This window comes from Alteromonas stellipolaris (genome assembly GCF_001562115.1).
Taxonomy (GTDB): domain Bacteria; phylum Pseudomonadota; class Gammaproteobacteria; order Enterobacterales; family Alteromonadaceae; genus Alteromonas; species Alteromonas stellipolaris.
The window spans coordinates 2,762,194-2,781,026 of record NZ_CP013926.1; the positions used below are offsets into that span (position 1 = coordinate 2,762,194).

At 43.6% G+C, this 18,833-nt stretch carries 11 protein-coding genes; 6 read left to right on the top strand and 5 right to left on the bottom strand.

From position 1 onward, the window contains the following. The first annotated feature begins 1 nt into the window (after position 1). On the top strand, positions 2-1,477 hold the full coding sequence (locus AVL57_RS11785) for a mannitol dehydrogenase family protein (RefSeq protein ID WP_057791146.1): 1,476 nt from the start codon (positions 2-4) through the stop codon (positions 1,475-1,477). Positions 1,478-1,523: 46 nt separating this feature from the next. Continuing rightward, positions 1,524-2,441 carry a sugar kinase gene (locus tag AVL57_RS11790; protein ID WP_057791144.1) on the top strand — a complete coding sequence of 306 codons (918 nt, stop codon included), beginning with the start codon at positions 1,524-1,526 and terminating at the stop codon, positions 2,439-2,441. A gap of 76 nt (positions 2,442-2,517) precedes the next feature. On the opposite strand, the gene AVL57_RS11795 is transcribed toward AVL57_RS11790, so the two are convergent. Beyond that, positions 2,518-3,279: a rhamnogalacturonan acetylesterase gene (locus AVL57_RS11795; RefSeq protein ID WP_057791142.1), complete on the bottom strand. Its 762-nt coding sequence runs from the start codon at positions 3,277-3,279 to the stop codon at positions 2,518-2,520. Positions 3,280-3,378: 99 nt separating this feature from the next. After that, positions 3,379-6,075: a TonB-dependent receptor gene (locus tag AVL57_RS11800; protein WP_057791140.1), complete on the bottom strand. Its 2,697-nt coding sequence runs from the start codon at positions 6,073-6,075 to the stop codon at positions 3,379-3,381. 669 nt (positions 6,076-6,744) lie between these two features. Between AVL57_RS11800 and AVL57_RS11805 the strand changes: the two genes are divergently transcribed. The 4 genes from AVL57_RS11805 (at position 6,745) to AVL57_RS11820 (ending at position 12,816) form a co-directional block, all read left to right on the top strand. Beyond that, positions 6,745-7,908, top strand: a complete 1,164-nt coding sequence (locus tag AVL57_RS11805) for a glycoside hydrolase family 88/105 protein (protein WP_376738721.1) — start codon at positions 6,745-6,747, stop codon at positions 7,906-7,908. 37 nt (positions 7,909-7,945) lie between these two features. After that, positions 7,946-9,409 (top strand): glycoside hydrolase family 28 protein, encoded by a 1,464-nt coding sequence (locus tag AVL57_RS11810; RefSeq protein ID WP_057791136.1) that lies wholly within the window; start codon positions 7,946-7,948, stop codon positions 9,407-9,409. Positions 9,410-9,518: 109 nt separating this feature from the next. After that, the gene (locus tag AVL57_RS11815; protein WP_063457286.1) at positions 9,519-10,580 is read left to right on the top strand and encodes a pectinesterase family protein; all 1,062 of its coding nucleotides are present in this window, start codon (positions 9,519-9,521) and stop codon (positions 10,578-10,580) included. Positions 10,581-10,680: 100 nt separating this feature from the next. Then, entirely contained in the window at positions 10,681-12,816 is a 2,136-nt protein-coding gene (locus tag AVL57_RS11820; RefSeq protein ID WP_057791132.1) for a response regulator, read from the top strand. 45 nt (positions 12,817-12,861) lie between these two features. Here AVL57_RS11820 and AVL57_RS11825 read toward each other — a convergent pair whose 3' ends face one another. From AVL57_RS11825 to AVL57_RS11835, 3 genes are all read right to left on the bottom strand, one after another. Next, positions 12,862-13,821 carry a WYL domain-containing transcriptional regulator gene (locus tag AVL57_RS11825; protein ID WP_232363273.1) on the bottom strand — a complete coding sequence of 320 codons (960 nt, stop codon included), beginning with the start codon at positions 13,819-13,821 and terminating at the stop codon, positions 12,862-12,864. Positions 13,822-14,030: 209 nt separating this feature from the next. Beyond that, the gene (locus AVL57_RS11830; RefSeq protein ID WP_057791129.1) at positions 14,031-14,618 is read right to left on the bottom strand and encodes a hypothetical protein; all 588 of its coding nucleotides are present in this window, start codon (positions 14,616-14,618) and stop codon (positions 14,031-14,033) included. Between the two features lie 14 nt (positions 14,619-14,632). Further along, positions 14,633-18,670, bottom strand: a complete 4,038-nt coding sequence (locus tag AVL57_RS11835) for an ExeM/NucH family extracellular endonuclease (RefSeq protein WP_057791127.1) — start codon at positions 18,668-18,670, stop codon at positions 14,633-14,635. Positions 18,671-18,833 lie beyond the last annotated feature (163 nt).

Consider the following 18,833-nt stretch of genomic DNA (forward strand, 5'->3'; position numbering starts at 1 on the left):
CATGGAAAAGCAACTTAGTATAAAAACACTCGATCAACTAAGCCGTGACGTTGCCGTTCCTGATTACGACTTGCGAAAATCACAATGCGGTATTGTACATATTGGTCCCGGCGCTTTTCACCGTGCACATCAAGCTTATTATACTGATTTAGCATTGGCCTACGGTGGGAATTGGCGCATTCACGGCGTATCGATGCGAAGCGATACATTGAAAAAAGCACTGGCCCCCCAAGACAATCTTTATTCCCTTGCGGTTGTCGATAACACGCCATCTTTACGTGTGTTAGGTGCGATTAAAACTCTTTCCACGCTAAGTGAAGATAGAGATGTCATTACCGCTGCATTGTGCTCCCCTGCGATTAAGATAATATCTTTAACCGTGACCGAAAAAGGGTACTGCTTAAATAACACCGGAAGTCTCGATGTAGAGAACCCTGATATTCAACACGATCTTGCTAACCCAGATTTGCCCATTAGTGCTGTAGGCCTTATTGCCCAAGCTTTAAAAGCGCGAGAGCATTCTGGCGATGCCGACGTTACCATCATAAGCTGCGATAACGTAACCGATAATGGCAAGAAACTCGCAAAAGCGGTCATTGATTTTGCTTATTACCTTTCACCAGAATTGGCTAAGTGGATTCAAAACAACATCGCTTTTCCTTGCACTATGGTAGATAGCATTACCCCTGCAACTGACGATGAGGTGAAATCTAACGTGAGTGCCAATCTAGGACTTAAAGATGACTGGCCCATTCAGCGTGAGACCTTCACTCAATGGGTCATAGAAGACCACTTTTCAGGACCTCGACCACCGTGGGAAAAAGTAGGCGTTACCTTTACCAAGGACGTGACCTTCTTTGAAAAAGCAAAATTGCGCATACTCAACGGCACTCATTCAACACTGGCTTATGTAGGCCTGCTTTTTGGTAAGGAAACTGTCTATGACGCCATTTCCACTCCATCAATACAGGTCCTCATTAGCGCGCTGTTAGAAAGAGAAATTATACCTTCGATAGAAACCGATAATATTGAAACCTTACGCCAGTATGCTGCTGATATCATCGCTCGCTATCACAACAAGCATATTCGTCACATGCTTTCACAAATTGCGTGGGATGGCTCCCAAAAGCTGCCTTTTCGAATCTTAGACACCGTTCGTGACAATCTACATGCCAATCGAGATATTAACTTACTCTGCATCCCGATTGCAGCATGGTGCTTGTTTGTTTCTCGTAAGGCCAAAGCGGGTGAAAGCATTACCGATCCGAAAGCAACTGCACTCATCGAAAGGGCAACTCGACATGCTTTCGATCCCGTTGCAGTCACTAATGATTTACTGAATGAAACCACAATCTTTGCTGAACTCAGCGCAAATTCGCTATTTCGAGATCATGTGTTAGCGCAAGTAAAAACGTTAAGTGCATGGTCTACACAAGACGTGGATGAAACATTAGACCCGATTTTGGAAGACTTGTAATGAGACATTCTACTGATAGCATGTGTGGGCTTTATGGGGCCTCAGTATGAAAAGGCTAATAATATTTGGCGAGTGTATGGTTGAACTTCGCACTCAACATGGCGATACCATGGCGAAAAGTTTTGCCGGTGATACCTATAACACTGCAGTGTATTTCAAGCGTTGCTTACCCGTATCATCGATAAGTTACTTAACCGCCATTGGTGCCGATTTTTTAAGTGATGAATTGATACTAACAATGGGCGAGCACGAGATTAATACCGACCTTGTATTTCGCTCTACCGAGCGCAATTTGGGTTTGTATATGATTCGCAACGATAATCAAGGTGAACGAACCTTTGCTTATTGGCGCGCTCAGTCTGCCGCAACGCAAACTATAAACCTCATGCCAGATGATAATATCAGTGCCGACTGGTTTTACTTTAGTGGGATCTCAATCGCAATTTTAGATAATGCACAGCGTGAAAATCTATTTAGTTTAATAAAAAAACTAAAAACACAAGGCTGTAAAATCGCCTTTGATCCCAACTATCGCACTCGACTGTGGGAAGATGAAGACATCGCTCAACATTGGACTACCCGAGCTTACCAAGAATCAGATTTAGCATTTCCGGGCGCAGATGATCATTTGATGCTGTTCCGTCACACCTGTGCTGACGATATATTCGCCTACCTTGAAGATAAAAATATTACCGAAGTAGTGATGAAAAACGGCGCGATTGGTGTTCATATTCTTGCTCAACAAGAGCAATGTATTGTGCCCGTCGAACACGTCAGCGCAGTGGTAGATACGACCGCGGCAGGAGATGCTTTTAATGCAGGCTTTATGGCGGCGCGTTTGTCTGGCAAACCCGCAGTTGAAAGTGCAAGCTTTGGGGCAAAAGTCGCTGCAACAGTAATCACCTACCCTGGCGCAATTATTCCTTCAGGCATATTTTCAAGCCATATAACGCCGCTAAAGTAATAGCCTTTGTTTGACACCGCTTTGTACCTTTAACAGCGATTCAAGTTCCCCACTACGCTGCGCTCAATTGAGCGCTTTATAAGGTATCTCGGTAAAAGTAGTCGCTAAGGGGGTGGTCTAACGTTTTTAATTCTCTTACAAAAAACTGAGCGACCTTAGCGGCGCCCACTACATTCAAATGAGTATTATCAATCTTGCCCTGTGGATATCGTCCATACAAATCGGGCGGAACCTGAATGAAGTATTGTTGGCTTTCGGCCTCACCTGTTTCTGTTAAAAACTCGCAGGTTCGGCGGTTCATGGGCACAAATAACACCCCTTTTTCACTCGCCACACGACGTGCAGCCAATGCATAGTCGGTTAACGTTCTTTTAAGCACGCCGGTATCCGTGTAATGACGCCTGCAAATAGAACTGGCGATTATGGCTGTCGCGCCCTTGCTTTCCACATCATCAATGAACTGACGCAGGTAGTTGACATAATCTATATCGGCACTGGCAAAGCGTGCAGGGTCTTCGCGTTTCTGATCATTGTGCCCAAATTGAATCAGCACATAATCATTTGCAGATAGTGATGAAAGCACACTACTCCATCTGCCCTCATCGACAAAGCGTTTAGTGCTGCGGCCATTGGCTGCGTGATTCTTAATACTAAGCTGAGGCAATCCAAATTCAGGTAAAACTTGCCCCCAACCTCGCTCAGGGTAAGCTAAGTTAGTTTTATCCGACATGGTAGAGTCGCCCACCAAGTGAAGACTAATTGATGGCAACTGTGTTTCAGCCTTTGCACCGACTATTCCAATTAATAGTGAAAGCGCAATCGCGAGTTTCTGTCTCATTACTTTTCCATTGTTTTGTTCGTATTGCCTTTATTAAAAAAAAGGCCATCAATAAATGATGGCCAGGACACAACCGCAACATGCGGTACACACACTAGGCTAAAGGGAGTAACGTGCCCCTAAGAAAATTTGTCTTCCAGTATGGTTATATTCACGAACAAGGTTTAGTGAGCCATCACCTGTTGTAAATAATCTCTCATATTCATCGGTAAGGTTAATTATTTCAAACGTAAAAGTAAGTGCCTCACTGAAATTATAAAACGATGAAAAATCCACTTGAGTTGGTCCAGTCGTGCCATGAGCGACATTCCCATTACTCCCTGTAAAATCAGTTATATAGTCGTCTCGCTTATTAACCGATACACGAGCACCGTAAACATCCGTTTCATAATAAAGCGTGAAGTTGTATGACGTCTCACTCATTCCTTCGATGTCATCGGCGTTAACATGGGTATAGTTAGACACCACCCCCATATTTTCAAAAACTCCTGGCAGGAAGCTAAGTGGCTGCTGATAAATAAGCTCGTAGCCACTAATACTGCGCTCGTCTGCATTATTCGGGCTACTGTGTTCATAAGCTACTTCACGAGGGTCTAACGCAATTTGCGGGTCGTATTGTGCATCATTATCGATAAAGTCAAAGTAGGCGGGGTCAACAAATCGCTCTTCTGATGAACGCACTATCCAGTTATCAATATCTTTATAGAAAACCGTAGCGGCTAATAATGCTTCATCATCAAAATACCACTCAACACCGAAATCTACGTTATTTGATGTGAAGGGGTCTAGGAAAGGGTTGCCGACAGAAACAGAACCATTTATGTAATCGAAGCTTGGATTACCAGGGTTCAATGAATTTAGACTAGGACGGGTCATCGACTGCGTTACCGCAAGTCGAACCACGACATCATCGGTAGCTTCAAGTGCTAAATTTACAGCAGGAAGAAAATTACTGTAATCATTCTCAATTTGAACTGCTTCTCCCTGAACAAACCCTTCAGACGTGGTAGTCGTATTCACATATCGCACACCGTAATTGGCACGTAGCAACATATCCGAAATTTCATAGCTTGTATCCATTTCCAAATACAAAGCGCTAGTTTCTTCGCCTACCTGCCAACTTTGCGCGGAGCGAGGTGTCCAAACCACATCCAATAAGTTGGCATTTATCGCATCAAAATCTGCCACAAGGAAAGGTTCAAGCGGGCCGTCAAAGCCACTCCCAAAATCATCAACCGGCATCATTTCGGCGTAACCAACTGCTGAATCTTGATCGGGGAACCCGTTAATTTGCTCTTCTGCATAGGTAACCACTCTATCGTTATACGCAAAACCCGTTTTAATGGTTACTTCATCACCAAAGTAAGACACGTCAACTTTAAATGTGTCATTTTCACGTTCAACATCGGTAGCTCGCAATCGTCCATCACTCAAGTTATAGTTGCTAGCATCGTTGGTATCGTAACCATAGGTAAGCGCTGGTGCATTCTCATTGTTGCTAAAATCGAAGCCATATGTTGTGCTTTCTAACAGCGTCATGTTGTAACGGTACTGCTCTGAGCGTGCGTCTGACTCAGCGGTGCCAAACATCGCTTCCACTTTTACGTTCTCTGATGCAAACCATTCACCAGACAAAACAAACTGGCTAAAATCAGTCGTTGACTCTTGTAATCGGCTTTCAATTCTTGATTTTATTCCCTCATAAGAGCCTGCAAGTACTTGCTTGCCATTCGGATGCACCGTAATTGCGGTGGGAGTGATTTCATCGAACGTACTTCTAAACATGTGGAAAAAGTTATACATCGTCCGCGTGTTTTCTAACGAGGAGACTAAACCGTCAAGCGTAAAGGTTAAATCGTCACTTGGTGCCCACTGAATGGAACCGGTAAACCCTACCCTTTCTTGGTCATTGCCAAAGTAATCTGGACGAGGTAGTCGTGGTGTCCAAAGGCAATTTAGGGGATCTACCTCAACACCATCGTCCACGCAGCTTCCTACATCGGGTGTGCCGGAAACGACCGTGTCAGATGTATCTGCATACAAGCCACCACCATCTTGGACTGGATTCGTCCAACGAACAGTACCGAAGCCTTCTTGACGAACCGTACGTTCAGACATTGCAGCAGAGAAAAGCACACCAATTTTATCGTCAGCAAAACGATTTGAAATCATAAATGCGGCACGAGGATCAGTTTCTTCCGTCACATTGTTATAACCCCCCTGTACTGAAGTGACTAGCTTAAACCCCTCGTAATCGAAAGGCTTGGCAGAATATAAATCGACTGTACCTGCAATACCTCCTTCTTCCATTGAGGCTGTTGGTGATTTCTGAATGTCTACTCGGTTAAACAACTCTGACGCAAATACGTTAAAGTCGAACCCGCGTCCGCCGTTAACGCCACCGCCTGAATCTGTGCCATCTGTACTTGCGGGGACTTCCATCCCGTTTAATGTGGTGCGGGTGAATGAAGGACTAAGTCCACGTAGCGTTATTTGCCTTCCTTCTCCACCCTCTCTAGAAATAGCGACACCTGGCACGCGCTGAATAGACTCAGCGATATTTAGATCGGGAAACTTACCTATGTCTTCAGCAACAATAGATTCTTTATTATTAACTGAAGTACGCTTTTCCATAAGCGACTTATTCAGCGAGCCGCGAAATCCTGAAACTTCAATAATCTCTAGATTTTCATCCTGTGGTTCGGCGCTTTCGTTAGCGACTTGTTGAGCATTCACGTGTGCACCTGACAACGCTAACGCAACAAGTACAGCAAGCTGTTTTCTTCTAAGTACCATGGTTGTTTCTCCGGTTTTTATATTTTATTGAGGTGCAGGAATTACAACGTCATTGTTGTGAAACTTTTTTGAAAATACAGACCGTCAGCCTTTTGCTACCGTGAAACATTTTATTCACAAATAAAGTGAATATACGGTAGCACAGACGACTAATCAATTATCTTCAAAGCCTTTAATCATTCCTGTTAACTTCACACCAATTAACTTTTAGTTTTAAACTTCCAGCGTTTATAACCCTATAAATATAAGGCCTGTAGGGCAATACAGCATGTAATCCTTAAATACACTCACCTTCTAGGGAAAACATAAATCACGCATAAAACCAACATGCTTTACATTTGATTTACATCCTATATTTAAATGCTACCGGTGGCAACCGTTTTTACTAAATTATCATTTTTTGTTTAGTTAATACCGTACAGCCCTTTAGAACCGAGGAGCACAAGTCATTTAGCTAGAAAAGTAGTCAGAAAACAGACTTTCTATTTAATTTCATGTAGTTAGTTTAATTTTAACAATAAAACCACTGCGTAAACAGACTGTTAATATTGTGGCACTTTTTCGTTGACACGATAACAAATGCACCTCATTATGCTACCGGTAGCATTTATAGTTTTAACATTGTTTTAAGGTCATATTATGATTAAACGTATTGCCAAAGTGGTTTCAATGGCCACTGTATTACTTGTCTCCCCACTTGTTGGTGCGCAGCCTTCAGTATTGGATAACACTAAACCATGGTCGGAACGAATGATTGAATCTGAAATGGTGCGTTTTCCAGAAGCGTGGCAAATTGATTGGGATGAATCGGCGCAGTGGGATTATGTCCACGGCCTCAACCTTTTGGCAGTGTCGAAGGTATACCTGCATACGAAAAACCAACGCTATTTAGACTATATACTTGGCTACTACGACATGCTCGTGAATGACGATGGGACTATTAGTACTTACGATATTGATAAATATAATATTGATATGATAAACCCAGGAAAGGTATTGTTTTTTTTATACGAAGAAACGGGGCAAACTAAATATAAAAAAGCAGCTGATTTATTAAGAAAGCAACTTGATAGCCACCCAAGAACGAACGAAGGCGGTTTTTGGCACAAAAAACGTTATCCAGAGCAAATGTGGTTAGATGGGCTCTACATGGGCGCTCCTTTTTATGCTGAATATATCGTTCGATATGGTGACATGGCAGAACTAGACGATGTGTTTCTTCAGTTTGAACTTATAGAAGCTAACCTATACGACGAAAAAACTGGCTTACCTCGTCATGGTTGGGACGCATCGAAAGCCCAGAAGTGGGCAGATGAAACTACCGGTTTATCCGCACATCATTGGTCACGGGCGCTAGGTTGGTATGCCATGGCAATGGTTGACGTGTTAGAAATTGTGCCAGCAAAGCACCCTAAATCAGCATGGCTAAGAGCAAAATTCCAAACCTTCATTGATGCCACTCTAGCTTATCAAGACAATACGGGCACCTGGTATCAAGTTACCGATTTAGCAGAGCGAGAAGGGAATTATCTAGAAGCCTCTGGGACGTCGATGATCACCTACGCTATCGCAAAAGGTGTGGCGTTGAAACTGTTACCAGAGCATTACCGAGACCATGCGGAAAAAGGATTTGCAGGACTTATTGATCAGATGATTTCCGTAAACCCATCCGATAATGTCATCAGCTTAAACCAAGTTTGCGCAGTTGCAGGACTTGGCGGCAAACCTTATCGAGATGGCTCTTTTGATTATTACCTTAGTGAGCCTATTCGCGCTAATGATGCAAAAGGCGTAGGTCCGTTTATTCTGGCTGCGTTATACCTAGGCAAGTAATTCTAATCATTGAGTAGTGTTGCACCACGGAGTTTTTATGACATTAAATAAACACCGCCGTCATCTTTTAAAAGCAGGGCTGGCCGCTACGTTATCCCCTGTTATCCCATTTTCTGCAGGTTGCTCTATGTCAGCTACAAGTACGCCCTCAAGCACGACAAGAAGCCAAGCACAGTGGGATAAAGAGGCACAGTTAATCCGAGACCGTGTAGCCCGGCCCACCTTTGCCAATAATACCGTGTTCATTGAGCAGTTTGGCGCCTTACCCAATGCACTAGATAGCGATAGCCTGCCCGCGCTCAATGCGGCTATCGCACATCTCGTATCTATAGGGGGGGGTAAGGTCGTGGTGCCCAAAGGGGAGTTTTTTTGTAAAGGGCCCATTCACTTAAAATCTAATATTAATCTGCATATTGAAGAGGGAGCCACGCTTCACTTTTCTACTGATAGTCAACACTACAAGCCCTATGTACACACCCGCTGGGAAGGCATGGAATTAATGGGCTACTCTCCTTTGATTTATGCTTTCAAGCAGAAGAATATTGCCATTACGGGTCAAGGCACCTTAGATGGCGGGGCTTCTGCCGATAATTGGTGGCCTTGGAAAGGAAAGTGGAAAACTTCTGAATGGGGCGATCATGCCGTTGAGAATCAAAAGTATACCAGAGATACACTCCAAGTTATGGTTGAAGATGGCACGCCTGTTTCTGAGCGAGTATTTGAAGAAAACTATCTTCGCCCTCCTTTTATTCAACCTTACCTGTGTGAAAACGTACTCATTGAGGGAGTCACCATACTGCGCTCTCCCTTTTGGTTAGTTAATCCCGTGTTATGCAAAAATGTGACGGTAAGCAATATTCACTGCCACAGTTTTGGTCCTAATTCAGATGGGTGTGATCCAGAAAGCTGTACCGATGTTCTCATACAATCTTGTGTTTTTGACACTGGTGATGATTGTATTGCCATCAAATCGGGACGAAATGCAGACGGCCGACGGCTAAATCAACCGAGTGAAAACATCATTATAGAAGATTGCGAAATGAAAGCCGGTCACGGCGGGATAGTCATAGGGAGTGAAATCTCCGGCGGGGTTCGCAACCTTTATGCACAGCGCTGCGTGATGAGTAGCCCTAACTTAGACAGAGGTATACGAATTAAAACCAACAGTATACGAGGCGGTCATCTTAAAAATCTGAATTATCGGCATATCTCAATTGGTGATGTAAAAGACGCAATAGTAGTGAACTTCTTTTATGAAGAGGGAGATGCTGGAAATTTCCCACCGAAACTAGAGGGAATTACGGTAGAGCATATGACGGTAAAACGAGCAGACCGAGCCTTTATGCTAAGAGGCTATGATCATACCCCAATTACAGGGTTGTCCCTGCACGACATCTCTATTGCCTCTGTTGAAAAGCCATCTGTTATTGAGAATGTGGAGGCAATACAGACATCTAATATTGTCATTGCAGGAAAAAAAGTGGGATTGCGTGATGCTTAAACGGCTGCGCGTAATAATCGAAAGTAAACGTCAGGAGCGGATTCAGTTAGCATTTTATATAGCTAGCGCTTTCTCACAGAAGCGCTTGGCCCTGTTTTTTTTATGTTTTATGAGTTACGCAGAAGCGACGCAGCAACCCAAAGCAAATGCGCTTGTTAGCCAAGTCACACTGGATTCCCCTCTTCCACAATACACACGGGTGGCTGATGCAATTAACGCTATTCCTGCCCAGCATTCTGGGACGTGGGTCATTGAGGTCCAACCTGGCATTTACCAAGAGTCGATAATCATTCAAACGCCTAACGTTCACGTAAGAGGCGTAGATAAAAAGACGACTAAATTTGTCTTTTCTCGGTACGCTGGTCAGGTAATACACCCAGATACCGATGAGGTTTTTGGCACTGGAAGAACAGCCACCGTTGAGATAACCGCATCAAACGTTCATCTTTCAAACCTGAGCATATTGAATAGCTTTGATTATCCCGCCAATGAAATTCGCTCACAAGAGGATCCTAATCGCGTATCTGGGACCCAAGCGGTCGCGTTAAAAACAGCAGTAACAGCAGATAAAACGTTTTTAGATAATATCGAGCTTTGGGGCTACCAAGATACACTTTATCTCAAAGGAAATAGAGCCTACATAAAAGGTGGCTTAGTGGCAGGCCATATCGATTTTATCTTCGGTGGTGGCACCGCTTTTTTCGACAGCGTAGATATAGTCTCACGAAAACGAAATACAGGTAACGGCATTACAGGGTATATAACGGCGCCAAGCACTCTCAACACACGACCATTTGGTTTTGTATTTTCTAATTGCAACTTAGCCCGTGAAGCCGGTGTTCCGAACCAATCTGTTGCCCTTGGCCGCCCTTGGCACCCCACGACGACTTTCTCTGATGGAAGGTATGCATCGCCTTACGCTATAGGGCATTCTCTTTTTATCAATACCTATATGGACACCCACATTTCGCTGGAGGGTTGGACTAGCATGACGGGTAAAACTAAAAATGGGGGTATAAAATATTTTAATCCACTTACCGATGCTCGGTTTGCAGAATTTAAAAGCCATGGCCCTGGCGCATTTCAAAACGAGGCGCGCCCTACCCTGAGTGACGTGGAAATGCTTTTTTATAGTAAAGCATCAGTTTTACAAGGCTGGCATCCTATGTAAGCGCAGCATCTACTACTTGTGGCTAATTCAGCGAATCTTAAATTGCGTAAATGCTTGGTATCAATTATCTTTTAGATACTCCAAGAAAAACATTATCTCTATGTCCATTCGCATTCGGTACACCCTAGCGCTGCTTCTTATTGCCTGTCTTGTCACCGCATCTGTTTTCACAATGCGAGCATTGCTAAACGATCAGCGTCTTGATGCAGAAATTATTAATATCGCAGGGCAGCAACGAATGCTCTCCCAACGCATTGCCCTGCTAGTAGAGAAGATAAATGGATGTGGCGAAGACAGCGCTTCGGCTACTGCCATGCTTGAAACAGCTATTAGTACCTTTTCAAGCAATCATAGAAAACTTACTTCTTTACCTTCTTTACCAAGTTCAATATCTAATATGTATTTCGGTACTACCCAGCTTGATACCAAGGTTAACCAATACATCACTCAAGCAAGAGCACTTGTTAAGTCGTCTCAGTGCTCACCATCAGTTGGTATTCCTATAGAACAGGTTACGGGGCTTTTGAAGCAGCTTAATACTGTGGTTTATCTTTTTGAAAAAGAGGCGAAAAGTAATGTTGATGCGGTCTCGTCTCTTGAGTTCTATTTGTGGTTAGCCACATTGTTTCTGCTTGGGGTTGAAGCTTTTTTCATTTTCGCACCTATGGATAGAAAAATAAAAAGAACGATACAGCACCTTTATGAAGCATCGGATAAAGCCGAAGTAGAAGCGCAAAAAGCACACGAAGCCAATAGAGCTAAGTCTGAGTTTCTCTCAAGTATGAGTCACGAATTACGCACGCCAATGAATGGACTGTTCGGCATGATTGAGTTGGCGATGGACAACCCAAACAAGAGCGAAAACTATTTAAGAAAGGCCAAAGCCGCTGGACGACAATTGCTTACCCTTATCAATGACATTCTTGATTTATCAAAAATTGAAGCAGGAAAAATTGTAGTTGAAAAAAGCCCTGTCGACTTGCTTCAACTGCTTGATGAGGTCGTATCTATACAGCGTATATATTGCCAAAACAAAGGCTTAACTTTCCATTATAATAAACAGCAAACGCTGGCGCCGGTTATTCAAGGTGACATTACGCGAATCGCACAAATATTACACAACCTTTTGAGTAACGCCATTAAGTTTACCGAGTCGGGTAGCGTAACCTTGTCGGTCAGCCAAACTACTATGACAAATGGCAATACCTTATTGTTCTCGGTTAAAGATACCGGTATTGGTATTGATTCTAAAAAGTTATCTTCTGTCTTTCAAAAATTTGAGCAAGCAGACCAGTCAACCACCCGTCACTATGGCGGTACCGGACTGGGGCTGAGTATTGCTAAAGAATTAGCACAGTTAATGGACGGTGATATTTTAGCCACCTCAACGTTAGGGGTGGGCAGTGAATTTACGCTAACTCTTCCCGTTGTTGAAGAGTCTCTGCCAGCAATAGAGATTAAAACCGACGCTACATTACAATGCGCCATTGTAGATGACTTACTGACAAGCAGAGAATACCTAGAGCATGTGGTTGCCGCGATGTCACTTATTCCTACGTCTTACTCAAGCGCCAAGGACTTTCTAGAAGATACGCCCAACAAATACGATGTTATTATTCTCGATTTAGCGATGCCAGAGATGAGCGGCGTTGATTTATTGCGCGAATTGGTAAAATTAGATATTTCACCATTTCCAAAAATTATTTTGATTTCGGCTGAACTCGAACAGTTAGATTGTGAGCAAGCCATAAAAGACGTTATATGGCGGTCTCACGCTAAACCCATTATACGCAAAGATTTAGAGCTTGACTTACAAAGCCTTGTGTCAAGAGCGAGTAAACCAGAGGGCTTCCCTGTTAAGGCAACGCCTAGGTTGCGTATTCTGATTGCAGAAGATAATGATATTAACGCCGAAATTGTTAAGGCTATGCTTGAAGGCGAAGGCTATAAAATTATTCATGTAAAAGATGGAGAACAAGCCGTTGCTGCCTGTGCTAAGCACTTGTTCGATTTCATATTAATGGACTGCAACATGCCTGTAATGGATGGCATCATGGCCTCAAGTATCATTCGAAATGAGTTAAAGATACACACCCCTATTGCCGCTCTTACGGCTAACGCCTTCCCTGAAGACAAAGAAGAGTGTTTAAAGGCCGGTATGAATGACTTTCTTACCAAACCTTTAGATAAAGAGCTGCTACTTTCGAGCATTAAGCAGTTTACTCAAAAATGGTAACCAGCACCTAAACGAGAAATGGGCTCCCCTCTAAAATAAGCCCAGTTACTCGTAGCGTTTTTCTTCGCTAATATACCCTGGTGCAATAGCAAGATTATCGGTATTTTCCAGCGTTTCTTGATTTCGCAACCACAGTTGGTATTCACCCGTTCGCAGACTGGCATGTTTAGTACAATCTACATTCCACCGGCGAAGTAGATACCCTGCCATAGCGGCCCGTACTTCAAGCTGAAGTACTCCTTCTTCCATACCATAATCGAGCTCAATGGCAGTAGGATGGTTTATATTTTTCGGGTGCGGCACTACTTCTAAGGCTATTTTTCGCTGCCATGCCTCATCGGCCAGGCTCTGTTCGCTCAACGCAGGGTCGGCCTTTAGGGTAACTTTACTAATACGGGTTAGCACGAAATCCCTGAAGCTTCCGGTTTTTCTATCAAACGCACGCACGTGCCAACGCTGGCCATTATCTACAATGCTATGGGGCACCAATTCTCGCGCGCCCGAACCACTTGAAAGCGATGTATAAATAACACTCACCGCTTTGTTACTAACGATGGCTTGTACTAATTTTGCCACCACATAAATGTCAGGCACATTTAACGACGATGCACTTTCTACTGGAAAATGAATATCACCTATAGCATCGAAACCGTCTGATATATCGTTCGCCAACTTCACCAAGGTTCTACGAGGATCGTGCTCGAACAAAGGTACAAAAGTATCGGTTTGAAAGTAACGCTTATCTCTTGCGTCATAGGTAAGATTATTTGGCGCTAGCACTTTATACAAACTGAAATCGCGAGAGCCCGCAGACAAGCCCACTTCAAAGCGGCCAATAAGATCTTGGCGATAAATCGCCCCTTTAAACAACAAACAAAAATCGATATAAGCCAACCGCTGGCGCTGAGCAAAGCTGACAGTATCAAGACTTGCGTTTTCTGAAGGAGAAGCATCGTTAAGGCCGAATTTTCGCCCTTCATTACCTAGCATTTGGGTGGCAGACATAACATTTCCATATAACTGTATTTTTAACCAGTGTGGTTTATTTCAAGCTGGTTGTAAATAGAAATTTTATCGTATGCGCTGCTGGTAGCCTGAACGAGAAGCTTGAGATGATTTCGCGAGTTTAAAATATAAAAAACCCAGCAGATGCTGGGTTTTTATTAAAACGCTTTGTAAAAAGCCTTTTTCACTTTATCGCAAGGATATCTCGATTAGCGACGAGCCTTAACGCGCGATACCATCATACCGAAGCAAGCAAGTAGTGCTAAAACACCTGTGCTTGGCGCTGGTACTGAGGTCGCTTCAACAGAAAACTCTGTTGAAGCAGTTGATACCGGCGTTCCTACAAATGAACCAAACTCACTCACACTAGCTGTAAGCCCGAAAAGCGCATCTGAAACGCTGCTTAAAGCGGTAAATTCAAGCGAGAAAAGTTCGAAAGACGTTAGTCCTGCTTGAAGGGTAAAAACACTAGGGGTAAAGGCAGCCGATTGTATAGAGTATACGCCGAAGCCTACAGGCAAAAGAGCGCTTAAAGCCCCTGCCCCTAATTTATCACCAAACATAATTGAACCATCATTGTATGAAAGGCTTGTAGCATCTGCCATCAATGACATGACAAAACCACCAATAAATGGTTGTGCCAGATTACTACCTTGTAATTCGACGATATCAATCCAAACATTGGCGGTTATGGTATCACCCACGTTATACGATGCTTGATCAGTGCTGATGTTAATAATCGCTGCTTGAGCACTAAAACCAACTAGCGCAAATAAACCGATAATAAATTTTTTCATTTTTTAATTCCTACTTATTCTACTGCACAACCAGCGCGGGTACACATGGCCATCAAGGCATTAAGGTCAAAGAAGTTAACCATGCCATCGTTGTTAAAATCATTCGCCAAATCGCTCGCACCACCTGATAAGAACAAGCCATAGAACGCCATAATGTCGTTGTAATCTACGTCGTTGTCGCCATCAAAATCACCAGGTTGAACTGCATCTGGGAAGTTAAGTACTACCAAAACTGGGTCGTGGTCTGAAGAGCGGTATGCATCAGCGCCGTAATAATCAGTGATTTGCGCGTCAGTTTTGTACTCTTCGTTGTAGTCAAATACACGTGGCTCATCTGAGTTAATGTGCCACACCGTCGCATCAACTACATATTGAGTTAAGCTAGGGCTTGATAGTGCGTGATCTAGGTAACCTAGCTCACCATCAAAGGTATATGAGTATGCCGAGTCGCCACCAAAAGAGTTAACTAGGTTGGTATATCCTGCACTTTCAAGGGCCAAAATAGGCTCTTCTGCTGCATACGCGTTTAAGTCACCCATAATTAATAAGCGGTCAGATAAGGTATCGCTATTGTTTTCTACAATGGCAACCAAACCGTTTGCAGCATCGGTACGCAATGCGTTCCAACAGCCTTGACCATCACCTGAATCGGCGTTATCACCGGTAGCGCTAGAGCAGCTTCCTTTCGATTTAAAGTGGTTTACGGCAAGAGTGAATGCTTCACCGTTGGCGTTCACTGTAAATGATTGAAGAAGCGGCTGGCGGTTACCGAAGTCAAACGGTGATTCAGAAGACGTTACTGCATTACCAAATGGCGTTACTACCGCAGGCTTATAAATCATGCCTACGGCAATTTCGTCAGTACCTAATGCTTCACTAATTGACACATAGCTATAAACATCGCCGCCCATTTCAGCATTCACCGCAGCGGTTAGCGTTGCAATGGCAGAATCTTCACCGTGCCCGTCATTTTCAACTTCTACAAGTCCAACAACATCTGCATCCATTGCTGCTAATGCTGCTACAATTTTCGCTTCTTGGCGTACCAATTCGAACTCATTGGTGGCACCACGAGATGTTGGGAAGTCTGGTCCGTTGAAATAGTTAAGTACGTTAAAGCTTGCCACTTTTACATCGCCGGTTAAACCGATTAATGGGTAAGCTGTTCGTGCATTAGTGCGCACTAACTCTAGGTCGGTTACAGGCAATAATTGGTACTCGCCAAATGAGTAATGCATTACACCTGTTAGGTTTTCAACTGTATCGCCTAGGCGAAGTGGATTGGAGTGAGTTAACCCACCTACAGGGAATGGAATACCATCTAAGTTTTGGCTGTTAGATGCATCATCAACTAACAGTGTATTGAGGGCATTTTGTTCCGCTAACGCTATAGCTTCAGCTGTGCCCGCAGGATATTGGTTGGTAGGGATCATTACGCGTTCAGAACCCACGTTAAACTGACCATAACGACCAAGGTTGTACACATCATTCACTAACAAAGACTGTGTAAAGGTAATTTGCATCCCTTCATAGGCTTCAAGGTTAGTATCAGCATTAAATGGCATGCTAAGTTCGGTGTATAACACACTGCCGCCCGCACTTAGCACTTCGACGTCACCCGATAATACAAACTCAGTCAAGTCGTTATACTCAACCACATCACCTTGTATGCGCACTACATCACCTACCGCAGGGTAAGTTTCAAGCGAGGTTGCATACACAAACACACCTTCAGATGTTACATCGTTACCATCAGAATCAGCCGCTTCTTCCTGAACGAAGAAACCAGATAAGTCTTCAGCTACTTTGGTCACAACCGCTTCAATAATCACAGTTGTGTCAGCTAATGGTGAAGCATCACCTTCGCCCTGTAGTTCACTGATAAGAACCAATTCAACCGTTGGGTCTACTGGGTCTACTGGGTCTGTAGGGTCAGTTGGGTCGGTTGGGTCGGTTGGATCTGTAGGGTCTGTAGGATCTACAACACTGCCGTTGTGAGCACCAAAATAGTCATAGGTATTTTGGCTGTAGCTATCCCACTCACTGTCTGCATCGAAAGCTGCGTTACGTGTCGCATTACCTTCCGTAATTGAAGCTTTACGTACTAGGGTTACATCTTTACCCCAGTTAGTTTTTACCCCAAACGTACCCACAGCATCAATGGTTACATCGCCGTAACTCAGCTCAATGTAATCATCACCATTAAAGTTCATCACAAAGCTACTTATTGTTGAGCCAGCGGTCAGCGCGTCATCAGCACTAGCATGACTGAAGGTAGCTACTGCACCAGAGGCTAACATACCGGTGAGCTCTAATACCTTTTCATCATCTACACTGGTATCGCCGTTTGAAAGCAGTTTAAGCTTATAATTGCTTAAATCTACGGTCTCAGTAGAACCGTTGTAAATCTCAATAGCTTTATTGAAGCTGCTGCCTTCAATATATTCTGAAATAAATACTGCATGACCTGAGCCTGTACTTCCGTCGGTTGTATCACCGTCTGAGCCGCCTGTATCACCACCGTCTGAACCATCTGTGTCACCGCCATCTGAATCGCCAGCATCTGAGCCATCACAACTTTCATTGAAGATTAGTGAAGCAAGCTCAGGCTTATCAATAAACGGGTTACGGTTACCTTGGAATTCGAAAACCTTACTGTTTCGTTCTTCCTCGAATTCATCTACTGGATCGCTTTCATGCCACTGCAACAATACGCAAAGTTTACCGTGTGCGGCTTCATCTGTGCTGGTTAAACGGTCAACCAACACCAAATCATCTTCCGACTCGCTGGTATCGCTGCCATCGTAACGTACGTCCATATAGAACATAGCACGCGCTACATCACCCTTCACTGAATCACGAGGTTCAAAAGAGTCACTATCAATGCTGTTTTCTGGCGCTTCAGATAGTGCACCATCACTGAAATCAAAGTCTAAATTACCGCGAGAACCATTCACCGAAATATCGGTTGGTCGAAGATGATGAATATCGGTATAAGCAGCAAGACTATTACTAGAGAAACCATGGCTGTTAGCCCAAACGTGTTCTCTATTCCAGTTATCTTGGTTGCTACTTTGCGTACCGCTACCGTTACTAAATTTAGCTAACGATGTCCCCATGTAAAACAATACAACATTATCTGGGTTGGCAGGGTCTTGGTCAGTATCGGTAAGGGCTGTCCACGCTTCTGAATAAGAAAGCTGATGGTGGTCTAGCGAGATAATATTCTGTGCCAGCGCTTTGAGTGTTTCAGCGCTTTCATTGTTCGTTATTGCGGTATCAAGCTGTGCATAATAATCAGCTTCAACGTATTCGCTGGGTAATTTAACCGCCGTTAAGTCAGGGCAGTTGAAGCAAGTTTCAGTTAAAGTACGAAGTGTGTCCTCAGATACTTCACCATCATCGCCGCCTTCATCGCCACCACCGTCTTCGCCAGTTGAGCCTGATAAAACAACACTGTTTACCAGGTGAGATTCTGTCCCAGCATTGTTCTTCATTGCTAGTTTTATTTGAACCGTGCTTGCATCAGGAATAGCAGAATTAACGGTTACACTAGTGTAATCATCTATAAGGGTGTGAATATCTGATCCCAGCGCATTGGTGACTAAGACAAACTCTCCGCCATCAATTGAGTACATCACATCGACATAATCTAAGTCTTCTTGCGTACCACTTTCTGATACTTCGACATCAAGCTGCAAATCCGTTAAGCCGTTTACAACAATAACCTCAGACAACCATACGGTATCGCCATCTACGTCGCGAGCACTTAGCTGGCCATTATCGACTTTAAACCAATCTGATGTTGCAGATAAATCAGCATCTGAAACATCAATACTCCAGCGTGATACGCCATCCATATCGATAGTAACACTGTCGCCCCCAACGGCTCCCTTACCGTCTAATGCGGCTGCGTCGAAGTTCTCTTCCCAAATTACATCTGATAAAGCGTTAAAAGAAAGTGGCAGAGTTAACACACTACCTAATATTAATTTTACGCACAAAGCTGACTTACTCAGCTTCGCTCGCCCTTGTTTACCCAGTTCCGCCATGTTGTTATCGTCCACTTTTTTTAGGAACGTATAAAATTATATACTTGCGTATACACAGCAAGAACTTGTGCAAAATAATATCATTTTTTTATTTAGCAATGAAAATCATAAACTTACGCTGTTTAAATAAGTTTATTTTTTGTTTAACTCAAGTGTACTTTGG